Here is a 17,167-nt window from a genome sequence, read left to right on the forward strand (position 1 = left end):
TATTTACTAAAAGGGACAAGCAAACAAGAGTTTTTTAAAAATTTATAACATATAAAAAGGAGTAAACCTTATGAAACTGTATATTTCGGTAGATATGGAAGGAATCACAGGCATGCCCGATTATACATATGTGCTTGCAAATGAACATAATTATGAACGAGCAAGAAAAATTATGACAGAAGAAACAAACTATGTCATTGATGCGGCCCATCAATTTGGCTGCAAAGAAATACTCGTAAATGACAGCCACTCCAAAATGAACAATCTCTTAATTGATCATCTTCATGAAGAGGCCGCTTTAATTACCGGAGATGTGAAACCGTTTTCCATGGTGCAGGGGCTGGATGAGACATATGATGCTGCTATGTTTATTGGTTATCATTCCAGAGCAGGAAAGCCTGGTGTGATGTCCCATTCCATGATCCATGCCGTCCGCAATTTTTTTATTAATGATCATGCCATTGGAGAAATGGGTTTTAATGCATATTTTGCCGGCTACTTCGGCGTACCGCTCGTTCTCGTCAGCGGTGATGAACAAACAGCAGCAGAGGCCAATGAATTAATACCGGGCATAGCCACGGCTGTTGTAAAAGAATCGATCTCCAGGTCTGCTGCTAAAAGCCTGACACCGAAAAAAGCGGGAGTGCTGCTGGCGGGAAAAGTTAAGGAAGCACTGGAAAATCGTGCAAACATACAGCCTCTGGAACCGCCAATAAATCCGGAACTGAAAATTGAATTCAATAATTACGGACAAGCGGAATGGGCACATTTAATGCCAGGAACCGAAATTATACCCGGTACCACAACGGTCCGGTTTCAGGCAAAAGATATACTGGAAGCATACCGAGCCATGCTTGTGATGATCGAGCTTGCATTGCAAACCAAATTTTCATAGAAAAATAGATAACAAAGCACGGCAGGAAAGATTACTTGTCTGCTGAAACGAAGGCTTGACCGCCCGTTAGCTGGGAGGCAGGCCGGGTTTTCCAAAGGGGGAGCATACTTATGCTGCGATACATATTAAAACGCATGCTCATTATGATTGCTACATTATGGATCATTGTTACACTGACATTTATCCTGATGGTCAGCATACCGGGATCTCCATTTAATAGTGAGCGGGCATCCAATGAAACTGTCCAGGCGAACCTGGAAGCACATTATAATCTGGATGAACCATATTACGTCCAGTATTTGCTTTACATTAAATCAATCGTTACCTTCGACTTTGGCCCCTCCATAAAAAAACCGGATCAATCGGTAAACGATCTGCTGGGAAGAGGCTTTCCGATTTCAGCCGAGCTGGGTATAGTCACAATATTGGTAGCAGTCCTCTCAGGGGTGACGCTTGGTGTGTTTGCCGCACTAAGGCATAACGGCATTATTGATTATTTTGCAATGGGCTTTGCCGTTCTCGGGATATCGATACCCAACTTTATTTTGGCAACGTTACTCATTCAGCAGCTTGCGGTGAATCTCTCCATTTTTCCGGTCGCAACCTGGTCAAGTCCGGCCCATATGGTGCTGCCGACACTTGCGCTGGCCACGGGGCCTATGGCGATTATTGCCAGGCTGACAAGGTCAACCATGCTGGAAGTGTTAACACAGGATTATATCAAAATGGCGAGGGCGAAAGGACTGTCACCATGGAAAATAATTATCAAACACGCGCTCCGAAATGCCCTAATGCCTGTAGTGACTATTATGGGGACACTTTTGGCAAGTATTTTAACCGGTACTTTTGTTATTGAGGAAATTTTCGCAATACCCGGAATGGGCAAATATTTTGTAGAAAGCATTAACCAGCGGGATTATCCGGTGATCATGGGAACTACTGTATTTTACAGTACCTTTTTGATCATTATGCTCTTTTTAGTGGATGTGGCCTATGGCATTTTGGATCCGCGAATTAAAGCTGGCAGAAAGGGAGGCAAATAACATGAAAACAAATAAAACGGGCAGCCTTCCCGGTTCACCTTCCCAAGTCCCTGACGATTGGTTTGACTGGAAGGAAAAAGACAAAGATGCCGGCGAGACAGTTTCCAGACCATCCCTTTCTTACTGGCAGGACGCCTGGAGAAGGCTTGTTAAAAATAAGATGGCGATGCTTGGACTGGTATTTTTAATATTACTTATTTTTATGGCGATATTTGGTCCGGTCCTTTCACCGTACGAAGTAAATAAACAGGAATTATCCAATCAGTATCAGCCGCCGTCCTCGGAGCATTGGTTTGGTACAGATAATCTGGGGCGGGACGTGTTCACCCGGACATGGTACGGAGCAAGGATTTCATTATTCGTCGGCTTTATGGCAGCACTGATTGATGTATCCATCGGGATCATTTACGGCGGTGTGGCCGGATATAAAGGCGGCCGTACGGACGGGATCATGATGCGTATTATTGAAATACTTTACGGATTGCCGTATTTGCTTGTAGTTATTCTGCTGCTTGTTGTACTTGGACCAAGCCTGACGACAATCATTATTGCGCTAACCGTCACGGGCTGGGTAGGAATGGCGCGAATTGTGCGGGGACAGGTAATGCAAATCAAGAACTATGAATTTGTCCTCGCTTCTCAATCATTTGGTACAAAGACACCAAGGATCATCCGGAAAAATCTGCTCCCGAATACGATGGGGCCGATTATCGTGCAAATGACACTCACCGTGCCGACGGCCATATTTGCAGAAGCATTTTTAAGTTTTATCGGGCTGGGAATTCAGGCCCCGCACGCGAGCTGGGGCGTGATGGCGAATGACTCCCTCGGAGCCATTTTATCCGGTAACTGGTGGACATTATTCTTCCCGGCATTCTTCATCTCCTTTACGATGTTTGCTTTTAACGTATTGGGTGATGGACTGCAGGATGCCCTGGATCCGAAGTTAAGGAAGTAGGTGAAAAACTTGGAAAAACTTTTGGAAGTCAAAGACTTGCATGTCACGTTTAAAACATATGGCGGTACTGTTCAGGCGGTTCGCGGTGTTGATTTTTCCCTGAATAAAGGGGAAACCCTCGCCATCGTAGGTGAATCCGGATGTGGAAAAAGTGTAACTGTCAATGCAGTTATGCGGCTGATTCCGAGCCCGCCTGGAGAAATATCCAATGGCAGCATCATGTTTAAAGGACAGGAATTAACAAAAAAATCAGAAAAAGAAATGCGGGCTATTCGCGGTGTGGATATTTCCATGATTTTTCAGGACCCGATGACAGCGTTAAACCCGACATTGACGATTGGGACCCAGTTGATGGAAGGGCTGAAACAGCATCAGAATATTACCGGGAAAGCGGCGAAGAAAAAAGCGTTGGAAATGATGGATTTGGTTGGCATCCCCAACCCCGAAGAACGGCTGAAACAATACCCGCACCAATTCAGCGGCGGGATGCGGCAGCGGATTGTAATCGCAATTGCTTTAATTTGTGAACCGGAGCTGCTGATTGCAGATGAGCCGACAACAGCGCTTGATGTAACGATACAGGCACAAATCCTTGAGCTTTTTGGAAAAATCCAGGAAGCAACAGGAGTAGCTATTATTTTAATTACACATGATTTGGGGGTGGTTGCAAAAATAGCTGATCGCATTGCTGTAATGTATGCAGGGAAGATCATCGAGACAGGAACAAAACGGGAAATCTTTTATAAAAGCGAACACCCGTATACCCAAGGTTTGCTGAAATCTGTTCCGCGGCTTGACACAGAAGGGGAAAAATTGACGCCGATCGATGGAACACCACCTGATTTATTCTCACCTCCCCAAGGATGTCCGTTTACAGCCAGGTGTCCTTTTGCCATGGAGGTGTGTGATAAAGTATATCCCGCAAATACTGCATTAAGTGACTCGCACAGTGTGGATTGCTGGCTGCAGGATGAGCGGGCAAAACAACTATTAGCTGCAACAGCAGCAAAATAATTAAAGGGGGCTTTAAGCATGAAGAAGTTTTTACTTGTTTTGTTTGCCGTATTTGTGGCACTGGTTTTGGCTGCGTGTACGGCAAATGAGGAAGCAGGGCAGGAGCCGGATGACACCGGGGATGCCGATGCAGCAGAGGAAACAGATGATGGGAATGGCGATGCAGCAGATACTGAGAGTTCAGGAGAGAAAATTTTACGCTTGAACAATACTTCAGAACCATCCTCACTGGATCCGTCCATCGGTTTCGATGCGGTATCCTGGGATCCGTTGAACAACCTGATGGAAGGATTAACCCGTCTGGGTGACGACCATACAGCACAGGAAGGGGCTGCAGAAAGCTGGGATATTTCTGATGACGGGTTAACATACACCTTTCATATTCGGGAAGATGCAAACTGGTCCAACGGGGATCCGGTGACAGCTGCAGATTTTGAATTTGCCTGGAAGTATATGCTGGACCCGGAAACAGCTTCTCCGGCAGCATTTCTTGCTTACTTTATTGAAGGCGCAGAGGAATACAACACTGGAGATGGTTCTGCGGATGACGTAATGGTAACGGCCGTAGATGAAAAAACACTGGAAGTAGTGCTTCATTCTCCAACAGGATTTTTCCTGGACTTATTAACCAATCCGGCATTCTTCCCTGTTAACCATCAGGTGGCGGAAGAAAATCCTTCCTGGCATGCAGAAGCAGATACATTTGTGGCCAATGGTCCATTTGATCTTGAATCCTGGGAACATGACAGTGAAATGGTTTTTGTGAAAAACGAAGAGTATTGGGATGCGGATTCTGTTAAGCTGGATGGCGTACATTTTGCCATGGTAAATGATTTAAATACCCAGTATCAAATGTTTGAAAGCGGAGATCTTCACACCGCTGAAATTCCGCCCGAACTTTCGGATGAGCTGATTGATGGGGATAATGTATTTATTGGCGATTACGGCGGTCTGGAGTTTTTCCGCTTCAATATAACGGAAGAGCCTTTCCAGAATAAGAAAATCAGGCAGGCATTTGCACATGCAGTTAATAGGGAAGACATTGCCCAGTATGTAGTCAAAAACGGGGTAGAGCCGGCATATGGCTTTATTTCACCAGGATTTACCGCACCGGACGGATCAGATTTCCGTGATGAAAATGGAGATCTTGTTACATTTGATCCGGAGCTTGCACAGCAGCTGCTGGAAGAAGGTATGGAAGAAGAAGGCTATGATGAGCTTCCTGACATTGTATTATCCTATAACACCAGTGACTTGAACCAGGAAGTGGCAGAAGCAATGCAGAGCATGTTCTCGGAAAATCTTGGTGTGGAAATGACACTGGAAAATACAGAGTGGAACGTTTTTGCCGAATCACAGCAAAACCTGGAGCTTCAATTCTCCCGGAGCTCATTTATTAATGACTATAATGACCCGGTAAACTTCCTGGAAAGCTTTGTAACCGACTCTTATATGAACCGGACCGGTTTTTCCAGTGAGGAATATGATGAACTAATTGAAAATGGAAAATCGGAAACAGATGAAGAACAGCGCTGGGAGTATTTGTATGAGGCAGAAAGAATGCTGGCAGATGAAATGATTGCCATGCCAATCCGTTACTACAATACAGTAGCACTGGAATCGGATGAAGTATCAGGCATTCTGCGCCACCCGGTAGGCTATTTCGATCTGAAATATGCAGATGTAGAATAACAGGCAGTAATCATTTTCAGGTGTATAAAAATGGGAGAATGGCCCATCTTCCTGCATGGGCCGCTCCTTTTTCTTATATTACGTCAGGAGGAAGTATCCATGATGTTACCCGAAAGGCTGAAAAAAGGCGATATGATTGGGATTATCACACCATCAGGGCCGATAAATACAGATAAGCTTAAAAAAGCAGTGCCGTTTTTCGAGAATATGGGTCTGCACGTAAAACTGGGTGAGCATATAGATCAAGTTAACGGCTATCTTGCCGGAACTGATCACCAACGTCTTCAGGATTTCCATACTATGTTGGCAGACGATAGTGTAAAAGCAATCATATTTGCCCGGGGCGGCTATGGTGCCGGCCGTATTATCCCATCTATTGATTATTCACTGGTGAAAAACAACCCAAAAATTATTTGGGGATATAGTGATATCACCTATTTACATACCGCTATCAGGCAAAAGACTGGTCTCATCACATTTCACGGCCCAATGGCAGTATCTGATATTGCTAAGGATGGTTTTGATGAACTATCCGCAAAGCTTTTCAAGCAGCTGTTTCAGCCGGTTGAACTTATCTACACGGAAAAAATCTCCCCGCTTGATGTGCTCGTACCCGGTGAAGGTGAAGGAGAACTCGTTGGAGGCAATCTATCACTTATTGCCAGTACGCTCGGCACCCCATATGAAATTGATACGAAGGATAAGCTGTTATTATTGGAGGACATTGGAGAAGAACCATACAGACTGGACAGCATGCTGAACCAGCTGAAACTGGCCGGAAAACTGGAGGAAGCAGCAGGGATTATTATTGGGGACTTTGCAGAAACCGAATCCAATTTAAAAACAACACTTACTGTTTCACAGGTATTTTCAGATTACTTTGAGGACCTGCCATGTCCGGTTGTATCCGGCTTTAAAATAGGTCATTGTTTCCCGCACTTTTCCGTACCGCTTGGTGCAAAAGGCCAGCTGCAGGCAAAGGATAAAACATTAAAAATTGCTCCAGGTGTAAAATAATTTGCTCAGTCATACGAGTATGCGGCTTTAAATCGATCGAGCAGAAGGGAAAATCGATCGGGAGGAACATCAAATCGATCGAGCATGACGTAAAATCGATCGGGAGGGACATCAAATCGATCGAGCAAGAGGAAAATCGATCGGGAGGGACATCAAATCGATCGAGCAAGAGGAAAATCGATCGGGAGGAACATCAAATCGATCGAGCAGAAGGTAAAATCGATCGGGAGGAACATCAAATCGATCGAGCAGAAGGAAAAATCGATCGGGAGGAACATCAAATCGATCGAGCAGAAGGAAAAATCGATCGGGAGGAACATCAAATCGATCGAGCAGAAGGTAAAATCGATCGGGAGGAACATCAAATCGATCGAGCAGAAGGAAAAATCGATCGAGCATGAGGTAAAATCGATCGGGAGGAACATCAAATCGATCGAGCAGAAGGAAAAATCGATCGGGAGGAACATCGAGTCGATCGAGCAGAAGGAAAAATCGATCGGGAGGAACATCAAATCGATCGAGCATGACGAAAAACCGCTCGAGGCTGGTTTCAAATCGATTCGAGTAAGAGGATAAATTACGCTTGTACAACTTCAGCCCGCGCGAGCATGCCGGAAATCCGCTCCCCGTTCCGATACTGGCACATTAAATATAAATTAAACCGGAAATTTCCGGATAAGTTTTATCTCTGGTCAAATATACCCGGCAAATTGGAGGACCATCGTGATGAACATACAAGCAATCGAAACATACCATATGCAAATCCCGCTGCATACGCCATTTAAAACAGCGCTGCGCACGGTTACTGTAGCGGAAACCATTATCGTAAAAATAACGGCAGACAATGGTATTACCGGATGGGGGGAAGCCCCACCGACACATGTTATTACAGGAGACAGCCTGGCAAGCATTCAATACGCAATTAATGGAATTCTAAAACCGGTATTGCTGGGAGAATCATTGCTGCATTATGAGCAGGTCTTTGAAAAAATACATACGAGTTTAGTAGGAAATATGAGCGCGAAGGCTGCCGTGGACATGGCTGTTTATGATTGCATTGCCCAAGAAGCAGACATGCCGCTTGTACAACTTCTTGGCGGCTATACCGATGCAATCGAAACAGACTACACCGTCAGTGTAAACAGTCCGGAGCAGATGGCAGCGGATGCCTTAACTTATAATAATAATGGCTTCGATGTTTTAAAGATCAAGGTAGGAAAAGACGATATTAATAAGGATATAGCGCGGATTCAGGCCATTCGCAAGCGTGCAGGAAATGAGATTACCATCCGGCTGGATGCAAATCAGGGCTGGGAAAGAAAAGAAGCTGTAAGAGCCATACGGAAAATGGAAGACCTCGGGTTAGATATTGAGCTCATAGAACAGCCGGTAAAGCGATATGACATTGCAGGATTGAAATATGTAACAGACAACACGGATACACCGATCATGGCTGATGAAAGTGTTTTTTCTCCACTGGATGCCAGACATGTTCTGGAACAGAGAGCGGCGGATTTCATTAATATAAAATTAATGAAAGCAGGCGGTATCCATCAGGCATTAAAGATTGCCGGGCTGGCGGAAGTGTATGGGGTGAAATGCATGGTCGGCAGCATGATAGAAACAAAGCTTGGCATCACGGCAGCCGCCCATTTTGCAGCAAGCCAGCCCAATGTAACAAGGTATGATTTCGATGCCCCGCTCATGCTTACGGGCGATTCCATCGAAGGCGGCATCAGCTACCAAAAGAATAAAATAACTTGGGGCAGCCGACCCGGATTGGGAATAGAAAAATTGAATAATGATTTTATAGTTTCCTCGAATTAGAGGCAATAAAGATCTATCCGATTTAATTTTATCATTGCTTATTTTAATAAAGCAGATTTTCCAGTACGGAAAGGAGTGTCTATAATGACTAAACAAATGTTTGACCAATTCCCGGAAGAGATGTGGGTTGCCGCAGTTCAGGTTGCAACCGTCTGGACGGAGCCGGCATCGGCCAGAGAAATAGACCGGTCAGGCACAGCCAACCCAACAAATATAGAAGCATGGATTGATGGACTCTCTTATGAAATGAATCTCGCATTATGCACGGAAAACCGGGTCCAATCCCAGCTGCTGTTCGGTGAACCGGTGATTGTGACGGAAACAAAGGGGGATTGGGCACATGTCGTCATCCCTTCCCAGCCTTCTAAAAAGGATGAACGGGGCTATCCCGGATGGGTGCCATTAAACCAGCTGAGCCAAGTAAAAAAATCAGACTGGCAGAAAGATCAGACAGCAGCAGTGAACACGGATAAGGCATGGCTGGAAAATGAAAATAAAGAAAAGGTCATGAAGCTCAGCTATATGACAATTTTGCCGGCAGCAAGCACGGATGATAACCGGATAGAAGTAGTAACTCCCCTGGGGAATCATTACATCTCCAGGGATAATGCAGAACTTTTCCGGACGGAAGATGGTTTAAGAAAAGGAAACGGGTTGGATATCGTCAAGGCCGGAGAACCCTTTCTTTCCCTGGACTATTTCTGGGGCGGCATGAGTTCTTTCGGCTACGACTGTTCGGGGCTGTCCTACGCAGTTCATAAAGCCAATGGATATAACATTGCCAGAGATGCAGGGGACCAGGCAGCAGCCGGAAAAGAAGTAGCCTTTGATGCACTGGAAACGGGGGATTTGCTTTTCTTTGCCTATGAAGAAGGAAAGGGAGCTCTCCATCATGTAGGCATTTATTATGGTGATGGAAAAATGCTGCATTCTCCGCAAACCGGCAAAGGCATCGAAATTACCGAACTAAAAGGTACAAAATATGAAAAAGAACTCTGCGCAGCCAGAAGATACTGGCAGAAATAAAGGGGAGAAAAAATCATGCACGAGAAAATATTACAGGTCAAAAATCTGAAGAAACATTTTGTGATGGGAAAAGGTCAGGTTCTTCAGGCAGTAAATGGTGTCACCTTTCATGTGAATAAAGGAGAAACATTTGGCCTGGTGGGAGAATCAGGCTGCGGAAAATCAACTATCGGCCGTACCATTCTTGGTCTTTATGATAAAACAGACGGCGAAGTGCTTTATGACGGCAATGATATCCATGCATTAAATGAAAAAGAGAAATTCAATTACTACCGCAGAATGCAAATGATTTTTCAGGATCCCTATGCATCGTTAAATCCGCGTTCCACTGTAAAAGAAGTCATTTCGGAACCGATGGAAGTCCATGGTTTATATAAAAATAAAAAAGAACAAATGGACAGAGTCTATCAATTACTGGAAGAGGTAGGACTTAACAGGGATCACGCCAATCGCTATCCGCACGAGTTCAGCGGAGGACAGCGGCAGCGTATCGGCATTGCTCGTGCACTGGCATTGGATCCGGATTTCATTATTGCCGATGAACCGATTTCGGCATTGGATGTTTCCGTGCAGGCGCAAGTGGTCAATCTTTTAAAAGAATTGCAGGAAGACAAGGGACTGACTTTCCTGTTTATTGCGCATGATTTATCTATGGTTAAACAGATTTCCGACCGAATCGGTGTCATGTATCTGGGCAATCTGGTGGAACTGACTTCAAGCGGCCAGTTATATGATAACCCGCTGCATCCATATACACAGGCATTGCTGTCTGCCATACCGATTCCTGATCCGGATATTGAAGAGAGCAGGGAGCGAATTATTTTGGAAGGTGATTTGCCAAGTCCGATTAATCCGCCAAGCGGATGTGTATTCCGGACCCGCTGCCCATTCGCTATGGAAGTCTGTTCCGTAAAAAGACCGGTATGGCAGGAAGTAGACCAGGATCACTATGTAGCATGCCACTTATATGACCAAACACTGGAGGATAAAGAAAAAGCAAAAATACAGCATAACCCGGAAGTACTTGTCTAATGGAACAGCGGGACGGTTCTCCTCTTGCACTGCAACAGGGGAACCGTCCCGCTGTTTCACTGTTTTTTAATTGAATTTTATGTTCTATTACTTTATTTTTGTGTATATAGTTAATAGTAGGAATGCTAGATTATTTCCAAGAAGGGGGCCATGATGAGTAAACGAAAATATTTAATCAATCCAGCAAAGAAGAAGAAAACCGATGTTTTGAAAAAGATTAAAGAAAAGCAGCAGGCTGCAGCAAAAACGATAACACCTGCTGAAAAAACGGCAGACATCCCTAGAAAGAAGCCGGCCCGGAAATTTAAACCCCGTCACATGTTAACGAAACGAAGAATGAACTGGAAAATACCGTCTTTCTTCTTCGTATCTGCATTAATGTTGATTATTCTGGTAATCCCAACTTTAATCGTCGTCCCTTTTGGCGAAGATCAGCAGCATGAAGCGACTACCGTGGAAACAAAGGCAGAACCGGCTGTAGAATTGGCATCTTCCCCTGTTTCTGTCTCAGTAATGCGGCATGCCTACGATGAGGTGGAAAATGTGGACCTGGAAGAATATGTCGTACGGGTTGTAGCCTCCGAGATGCCGGCAGAATTTGAAACAGAAGCGCTAAAAGCACAGGCGCTTGCAGCAAGAACATATATTGTAAACCATAAATTGTATACGGATGAAACAGATGAGTATGATGTGACCGATACTGTGATGCATCAGGTGTATAAAGATGATTATGAACTGCAGAAGCAATGGGGAAGCGATTATGACTGGAAAATCAACAAAATTAAAGAGGCGGTAAATGATACACAGGGGGAAATTTTGACATATAATGATGCGCCGATCACCCCGGCATTTTTCTCGACGAGTAATGGCTATACAGAAAACTCCGAGGATTACTGGGAAGATGAACTGCCATATTTGCGAAGTGTAGAAAGCCGCTGGGACGAGGATTCCCCAAAATTCAGGGATCAAAAAACATTTTCCATGGAACAGGTCGAAGAAGCCTTGGAAATTGAACTTCCAAACAATGAATCATTTGATATTGAAGTTACCCGTACAGATAGTGAGCGGGTTGACCAGTTAGTATTAAATGGAAACGAACTTTCCGGCAGAGAGGTAAGAGAGAAACTGGAGCTGCAATCAAGTGATTTCTCAATTAAACAGCGGGATAATCATTTAATTTTTACGACCAAAGGCTATGGCCATGGCATCGGAATGAGCCAGTACGGTGCTAATGGTATGGCAGAGGAAGGGAACAGTTATCAGGATATCGTCAAATATTACTACAAGGATGTGGAAGTCAGTACGGTGACAGATTCCGCGCCAGCCCTCGTCAGCAGATAAGCAGGGACTTTTCATATTTTTGGTCTGAAGCGTTCAAACATGTCCTTTGTAGCGGCTTGAGAAGTTGATCGTGCTGTTTGGAAGAATTTTTACGGGATATGGGCTGAGGTACTGCACCCCGAAGGTTAGTAATTTATTCTAACTCTCGGGGTGCAGTACCAATTTATGGGCATTTTTTGGTATATGAGCGAATTATTTATGTTATGGACGTTTTGCTGTATATATGGGCGAAACCTGCTAAACTATGAGCACTTTTCTGTATATATGGGTGAATCTACTATGTTTTGGGTGCTTTTGTGTAAACATATAAAAATGAGCAGCTTTCTCTAAAGGTTAATTCCTTTTTCCCTGTCTCCTGTCCATTCAATGAATATAAAAGAGCGCCACAAGCTCTCCACTGGATGTTTTTTGCTGTTCCTCTGTCCCGCATAAACGCTTAATTTACCCTGTTTCTCTCAAAAAATACATAAAAACTAGAATTTTTCATGCAATGATGTATAGTTTTTCCTTTTTCTGATCAGAATGGTTGTTGAGGTGATAACATATGAAAGAGGAAAACAACGGCGCTTCAAAAAATAAGTGGAGACGCATTTTCCGGAAGAAATGGTTTTTCCCGGCGCTTTATTTAACTATTGCAGCTGTTCTATTAACGGCAGTAATCTGGTATCAAAACCTGGATAATCAGATCCCGCAGGTAGAGCAGGATGAGCAGGAAGTGGAAACGGATGATTATTCTCCGACACCAAATGATGAAGAAGCTCAGCCTGTAGTGGACCAGCAGGAAATTATTCAGATGCCTGTAGCAGATCAAGAGCAAGCAGAAATCGTAACTAAATTCTATGATTACAACGCAGATCAAGAGGATCAGGAAAGTGCACTGGTTCTTTATAACAACCGCTACTATCAAAGTACAGGTGTTGGAATTGCTGCCCCTGAAGGAGAAACATTTGATGTGATTGCCGCATTGAGCGGAACAGTTACTGAAGTCAAGGAAGACCCGCTTTTAGGAAATGTTGTTATCATGTCACATGATGACGATGTGATGACTTATTATGCGGCATTGGAAGATGTACAAGTTTCTGCAGGTGATACAGTAAGCCAAGGTGAACAGATTGCTTCAGCCGGGAACAATCTATTTGGCAAAGACGATGGAACACATGTGTATTTCGAGCTGAGAAAAGATGGTCAGGAAGTAAATCCGGAAGAATTCTTCGGACAGCCGGTAAGCAGCCTGAGCAGCTTGACAGAAGAGGCTTCCGAAGACACGGATGCCAGTGAAGAAAGTGAAGAGTCCGGCCTGCCGGATGAAGATGCAACAGAAGAGGAAGAAACCGGAACGTCCCCTGCCCCCAGTGAAGACGAAGATGGTGAATCTGAAGATGAAGTAACGGATCCTGTACAAGATCCGGAGGAAGATGAGGCAACAGACCCATCTGACGAAACGGAATCAGAAAATGAATAAGAAAGAAAGCCCCCATCATTCGGTGGGGGTATTTTTTTTATGATGCAAGGAAAAGAAACTAACGCATTTTACTCGGATTAGAGTGCTTCTAATAATTGACTTCTGTAACTGCCTCTCCAAAACACGACAAAAGTTCCAGACGGTAAATCGTGCTTCCGGCACTCAAAATTGATGAACACCAGGCGGTTTATCCCAGTTTTAGATGGAGGCCTGGTGCAGATTTTGTCGAACGGTTTTTCTAGAAATTAGGTAAATATATGTTAAAATAGTCAATAAGTAAAAGGTAATGCTGAATTATGACGAATTTTATTTTTGTCCAATAAACCAACATCTTATGAATATGACTGCGTGTATACGTATTCTTAAGAAAGGAGTTCGCCTTATGCACTTGCCGACAATTTTCCTGTCGAACAAGGAGGATTTAACATTAGAAGAACTGATGGAAGTGTTGACACAGGAACATGATAATGAAACTGTAACGGAAATGGTAAAAACATATTGCATGGAATCCCAATCGTTGGATATTCAGAAAAAAAGCATGGAGTTTTTGTATATGCATGGGTTTTATAAAGAACTCCAGCAGCTTATTAATAAAAATAAAGAATCGGAAAATGCTTCAAACCGATTATGGGCAAAAGTTTATCAGATTAATGTTGACCGCAGATTCGGATCTTATACACCGGATCAATCCCTCCAGCAAATTAAACAGATCAAAACCAGTGAGCCTGAATTGAAATGTATCGTTGAATTTACAAGGGTTACCATTTATTATGACTTAAATCAATTCAGCAAAATAGGCAACTTCTTGGATATTCAGCATGAACTATTTGGTGCTGTAAGGGACAAGCTATTGCTGTCCTACTTTAAAATACGGTTAAACCAAATATTAATGACCTACTATTTAATGCGCAATGAAATTATTATGGCAAGAAAATATGGCTATCGTGTATTGAATCATTCCTTCAGTCCGAGAACAAAAGCGAGCACACATGTCAGATTGGGGCTTTCCTACACATTTGATACATATTTTCAGGCTATGCACCACATACAGCAGGCACTGCAAATTGGCAAGAAATATAATCTGAAAAATGTGATTCAGCTAATTGAAGGAAGCACCATTCCATTCCTGTCCGCTCACTTCAACAAGCCTGATGGAGTTACCACCCCAGACAAAAGTGAACAAGCCCATCTTGAGATTGCCAAAGGAAATAATGAAAAAGCTATTGAAATCCTGAGTGAATTACCGCTCGACAGCCCCTTTGTTATGTATTACCTGGGCAAGGCAAAGCGCGATAAGGATCTTCTTCTTCAGTCTTACAGCTATTTTATAGAAAAAAGAAGTGACTACTTCTTCAGCAAATTACCGTTGAATATTTTAAGAAATATGCAGTAAAACTGTTATTCTAATAAGGATACATCCCGTGAATTAATCACGGGGTGGACATTCAGCCAGCCGGTATCCAGCGCACGATTTAATACATTGTTGACCATGGTTCAATTTTTCCTTAAAAGTAAAAAATTAACTTAGGAGGAATAAAATGAAAAGTTACAAGTCTTTGATGTTAATTGCAGCTATCGTACTCGGAATTTCTTTTGCCCCTGGAATGGTTAGTGCTGATCCGTGGCTTGGCGAACTTGATGGAGATGAACATGGAGCAGGAACAATGGGAGATCCGTGGCTGGGTGAACTTGATGGAGATGACCCTGAAGCAGGAGCAATGGGAGATCCGTGGCTGGGTGAACTTGATGGAGATGACCCTGAAGCAGGAGCAATGGGAGACCCTTGGCTTGGTGAACTTGACGGGGATGACCCTGAAGCAGGGGCAATGGGGGACCCGTGGCTTGGCGAACTTGACGGGGATGACCCTGAAGCAGGAGCAATGGGAGATCCGTGGCTTGGCGAACTTGATGGAGATGACCCTGAAGCAGGAGCAATGGGAGACCCTTGGCTTGGCGAACTTGACGGGGATAACCCTGAAGCAGGGGCAATGGGAGACCCTTGGCTTGGCGAACTGGATGGGCACAGTTCTGGAGCAAGAATGATGAAAGATCCATGGCTTGGTGAACTGGATTGACACTCAATCAGATATAAAAGCAATAACAGTGAGGAAAAATTGAAAGAATTATTCTGGTACCGGAAGGGAAAATTGAACCATTTTTTATAAAATAATAAAACTTATATGGCATTGAAAAATAGATGCCTTTTTATTTTGCTTCATTTACAGCTGGATTATTCCACCTTGGATATCCATTAGATTTTAGATTGATAGCATATCTCCCGGCGTTCCCGATTATTTCATGATAGTAAAAACTTCCGAAGAGCTCCATTGTTTTGAAATCACAATAATGCTATTCTTCAATAAAACACAGCCCATGGTACTATACACCTTCATCCATAAGATCGCTAAGATCGCTTCATGAATCTGTATTCTTTTCAGCTGAAAAATTCCTGTCCCGGATGTAACTGCATACAATAATAAAGGCCCGCTTGTTTTTTTAATGGTATTGATCAGCTAAAACAGCGGCCAATATCTGTACTTAATCCTGATGTCCAAAGCCTCTTTTTAAAATACTCCTTGTCCTTTTTGGTGAAAGATGCAAATTTAATCATAAACACGGGTGTTGATTAATAAAATGTTACAAACCAAGCATTCAAATTGTCTGAGGTGAGAGCTTGTGTAACATATTCCATCACCCTTTTAATGGGAAAATATATATAAAGATAGAAAACAGAAAATTCCCATAACTATTGAACAGGGTATTTAAAAAAGGGGAAAGCTATTTTTGCGAATACATAATAACCTCATATATATAAAATCCACTGGAGCAGCATAGAAGCAACGACTTAAAAATACACCTTGTCTCATCCGCACCTCGGAAATATCCAACATAGGGAGGCGAACGGTGTGCACGATTACATCAAAGAAAGGACTATCAGGATAGGAAATTATGTCGTTGAGACAAGAAAAACCGTCCGAGTGATAGCGAAAGAATTTGGTGTTTCCAAAAGCACTGTCCACAAAGATCTAACCGAACGTTTACCGGAAGTAAACCCGGAGCTCGCAAATCAGGTAAAGGAGGTTCTTGAATACCACAAATCTATCCGTCATTTGCGCGGGGGAGAAGCAACAAGAAAAAAATACCGGACAGATTCAACAAAGGAGAGTGAACCAAAACCGGTAGGGTAACAGCCGGCCAAAAGGCAAAAACCGAACTTTCAGGAGGTGATGCCTAACGCTGTTAATGTAAAACATACTGTTTCTTGATGGAAATGTGAAAAATAGCTTCCAAAAGCTCAAGCCGTTACAGCTTGAGCTTTTGGCTTTTCGAATAGCATTGGATGGGGCGAGGGACAACGAACCGCAGTCGGAATGTTAGTCATGAAGGGATTATAACGAAACGTTTTTCGGTTGGACAAGTAAGCGTCTTCCCGGGAGTCGATACTTCAGCTTTCCAATACCCTTAACTTTACCATTCCAAGGGCCGTCGGACGTTATTGTGCCTTTCCCTTTCAATGACGTGCCCGAGACGACTTCTCGAGCATCTCTTTCAGTCATATTTTCTCCATGACGTATCCGGAAAAGCAGTCCGGACGACGCATATTAAAAGGATAATTTTTCGTATTTTGAAACCCAGGAACAGATTTTTCTCGTGGGAGGAGAATTCCGCCGAAGTTCACCCCGTTCATAAAAAGCTGCTGCAAAAAATGTCACAATATGACCGCCAAAAGACAAATTTTCTGCAGAATTTTGGAGAAAGTGCAGTTAATTATAGGATTTTGTGGTAAAATATATTCTCAAGTTTGACAGTTAAAACCCCAGAAATACTTATGTACCAAGTATTTCTGGGGTTTTTTGAAC

Annotated in this window: 15 protein-coding genes; 14 read left to right on the top strand and 1 reads right to left on the bottom strand. The window is 43.4% G+C overall.

Going from position 1 to position 17,167, the window contains the following annotated elements:
- Positions 1-70 precede the first annotated feature (70 nt).
- The 6 genes from GHD25_RS13480 to GHD25_RS13505 all read left to right on the top strand — a co-directional run bounded on the left by GHD25_RS13480 (position 71) and on the right by GHD25_RS13505 (position 6,619).
- Complete coding sequence (locus GHD25_RS13480) at positions 71-895, top strand: M55 family metallopeptidase (protein ID WP_164217675.1); 825 nt, start codon at positions 71-73, stop codon at positions 893-895.
- A 110-nt stretch (positions 896-1,005) separates the two neighbouring features.
- A complete protein-coding gene (locus GHD25_RS13485; protein ID WP_164217678.1) occupies positions 1,006-1,938 on the top strand; it encodes an ABC transporter permease in 933 nt (310 codons plus the stop codon).
- Between the two features lies 1 nt (position 1,939).
- A complete protein-coding gene (locus GHD25_RS13490) occupies positions 1,940-2,896 on the top strand; it encodes an ABC transporter permease (protein ID WP_164217680.1) in 957 nt (318 codons plus the stop codon).
- A gap of 9 nt (positions 2,897-2,905) precedes the next feature.
- A complete protein-coding gene (locus GHD25_RS13495) occupies positions 2,906-3,910 on the top strand; it encodes an ABC transporter ATP-binding protein (protein ID WP_164217682.1) in 1,005 nt (334 codons plus the stop codon).
- A gap of 18 nt (positions 3,911-3,928) precedes the next feature.
- A complete protein-coding gene (locus GHD25_RS13500) occupies positions 3,929-5,602 on the top strand; it encodes a peptide ABC transporter substrate-binding protein (RefSeq protein WP_164217684.1) in 1,674 nt (557 codons plus the stop codon).
- Positions 5,603-5,701: 99 nt separating this feature from the next.
- Positions 5,702-6,619, top strand: a complete 918-nt coding sequence (locus GHD25_RS13505) for a S66 peptidase family protein (RefSeq protein ID WP_164217685.1) — start codon at positions 5,702-5,704, stop codon at positions 6,617-6,619.
- A 111-nt stretch (positions 6,620-6,730) separates the two neighbouring features.
- Here the strand turns inward: GHD25_RS13505 and GHD25_RS13510 are convergent, their stop codons facing one another.
- A complete protein-coding gene (locus GHD25_RS13510) occupies positions 6,731-7,210 on the bottom strand; it encodes a hypothetical protein (RefSeq protein ID WP_164217687.1) in 480 nt (159 codons plus the stop codon).
- A gap of 135 nt (positions 7,211-7,345) precedes the next feature.
- Here GHD25_RS13510 and GHD25_RS13515 point away from each other — a divergent pair, with 135 nt between their 5' ends.
- The 8 genes from GHD25_RS13515 (at position 7,346) to spoIIID (ending at position 16,495) form a co-directional block, all read left to right on the top strand.
- Positions 7,346-8,446, top strand: a complete 1,101-nt coding sequence (locus GHD25_RS13515) for a dipeptide epimerase (protein ID WP_164217689.1) — start codon at positions 7,346-7,348, stop codon at positions 8,444-8,446.
- Between the two features lie 84 nt (positions 8,447-8,530).
- Positions 8,531-9,472: a C40 family peptidase gene (locus tag GHD25_RS13520; RefSeq protein ID WP_164217691.1), complete on the top strand. Its 942-nt coding sequence runs from the start codon at positions 8,531-8,533 to the stop codon at positions 9,470-9,472.
- Positions 9,473-9,487: 15 nt separating this feature from the next.
- Positions 9,488-10,504 carry an ABC transporter ATP-binding protein gene (locus GHD25_RS13525; RefSeq protein WP_164217693.1) on the top strand — a complete coding sequence of 339 codons (1,017 nt, stop codon included), beginning with the start codon at positions 9,488-9,490 and terminating at the stop codon, positions 10,502-10,504.
- A 153-nt stretch (positions 10,505-10,657) separates the two neighbouring features.
- Positions 10,658-11,845, top strand: coding sequence for a stage II sporulation protein D (gene spoIID, locus GHD25_RS13530; RefSeq protein ID WP_164217695.1), 1,188 nt, complete (start codon positions 10,658-10,660; stop codon positions 11,843-11,845).
- Between the two features lie 544 nt (positions 11,846-12,389).
- The gene (locus GHD25_RS13535; protein WP_164217697.1) at positions 12,390-13,307 is read left to right on the top strand and encodes a M23 family metallopeptidase; all 918 of its coding nucleotides are present in this window, start codon (positions 12,390-12,392) and stop codon (positions 13,305-13,307) included.
- Between the two features lie 382 nt (positions 13,308-13,689).
- Positions 13,690-14,700: an AimR family lysis-lysogeny pheromone receptor gene (locus GHD25_RS13540; protein ID WP_164217699.1), complete on the top strand. Its 1,011-nt coding sequence runs from the start codon at positions 13,690-13,692 to the stop codon at positions 14,698-14,700.
- Positions 14,701-14,845: 145 nt separating this feature from the next.
- Positions 14,846-15,382, top strand: a complete 537-nt coding sequence (locus GHD25_RS13545) for a hypothetical protein (protein ID WP_164217701.1) — start codon at positions 14,846-14,848, stop codon at positions 15,380-15,382.
- 831 nt (positions 15,383-16,213) lie between these two features.
- Complete coding sequence (spoIIID, locus tag GHD25_RS13550; protein ID WP_164217703.1) at positions 16,214-16,495, top strand: sporulation transcriptional regulator SpoIIID; 282 nt, start codon at positions 16,214-16,216, stop codon at positions 16,493-16,495.
- Positions 16,496-17,167: the final 672 nt, after the last annotated feature.

The organism is Virgibacillus aidingensis (assembly GCF_010994035.1).
In the GTDB taxonomy this organism is placed as follows: domain Bacteria; phylum Bacillota; class Bacilli; order Bacillales; family Amphibacillaceae; genus Virgibacillus_N.

Excerpts from the sequence above, each read along its gene's own strand:
- GHD25_RS13480 (WP_164217675.1), top strand. The coding sequence starts at position 71 with ATGAAACTGTATATTTCGGTAGATATGGAAGGAATCACAGGCATGCCC.
- GHD25_RS13485 (WP_164217678.1), top strand. The coding sequence starts at position 1,006 with ATGCTGCGATACATATTAAAACGCATGCTCATTATGATTGCTACATTA.
- GHD25_RS13490 (WP_164217680.1), top strand. The coding sequence starts at position 1,940 with ATGAAAACAAATAAAACGGGCAGCCTTCCCGGTTCACCTTCCCAAGTC.
- GHD25_RS13500 (WP_164217684.1), top strand. The coding sequence starts at position 3,929 with ATGAAGAAGTTTTTACTTGTTTTGTTTGCCGTATTTGTGGCACTGGTT.
- GHD25_RS13505 (WP_164217685.1), top strand. The coding sequence starts at position 5,702 with ATGATGTTACCCGAAAGGCTGAAAAAAGGCGATATGATTGGGATTATC.
- GHD25_RS13515 (WP_164217689.1), top strand. The coding sequence starts at position 7,346 with ATGAACATACAAGCAATCGAAACATACCATATGCAAATCCCGCTGCAT.
- GHD25_RS13520 (WP_164217691.1), top strand. The coding sequence starts at position 8,531 with ATGACTAAACAAATGTTTGACCAATTCCCGGAAGAGATGTGGGTTGCC.
- GHD25_RS13525 (WP_164217693.1), top strand. The coding sequence starts at position 9,488 with ATGCACGAGAAAATATTACAGGTCAAAAATCTGAAGAAACATTTTGTG.
- spoIID (WP_164217695.1), top strand. The coding sequence starts at position 10,658 with ATGAGTAAACGAAAATATTTAATCAATCCAGCAAAGAAGAAGAAAACC.
- GHD25_RS13535 (WP_164217697.1), top strand. The coding sequence starts at position 12,390 with ATGAAAGAGGAAAACAACGGCGCTTCAAAAAATAAGTGGAGACGCATT.
- GHD25_RS13540 (WP_164217699.1), top strand. The coding sequence starts at position 13,690 with ATGCACTTGCCGACAATTTTCCTGTCGAACAAGGAGGATTTAACATTA.
- GHD25_RS13545 (WP_164217701.1), top strand. The coding sequence starts at position 14,846 with ATGAAAAGTTACAAGTCTTTGATGTTAATTGCAGCTATCGTACTCGGA.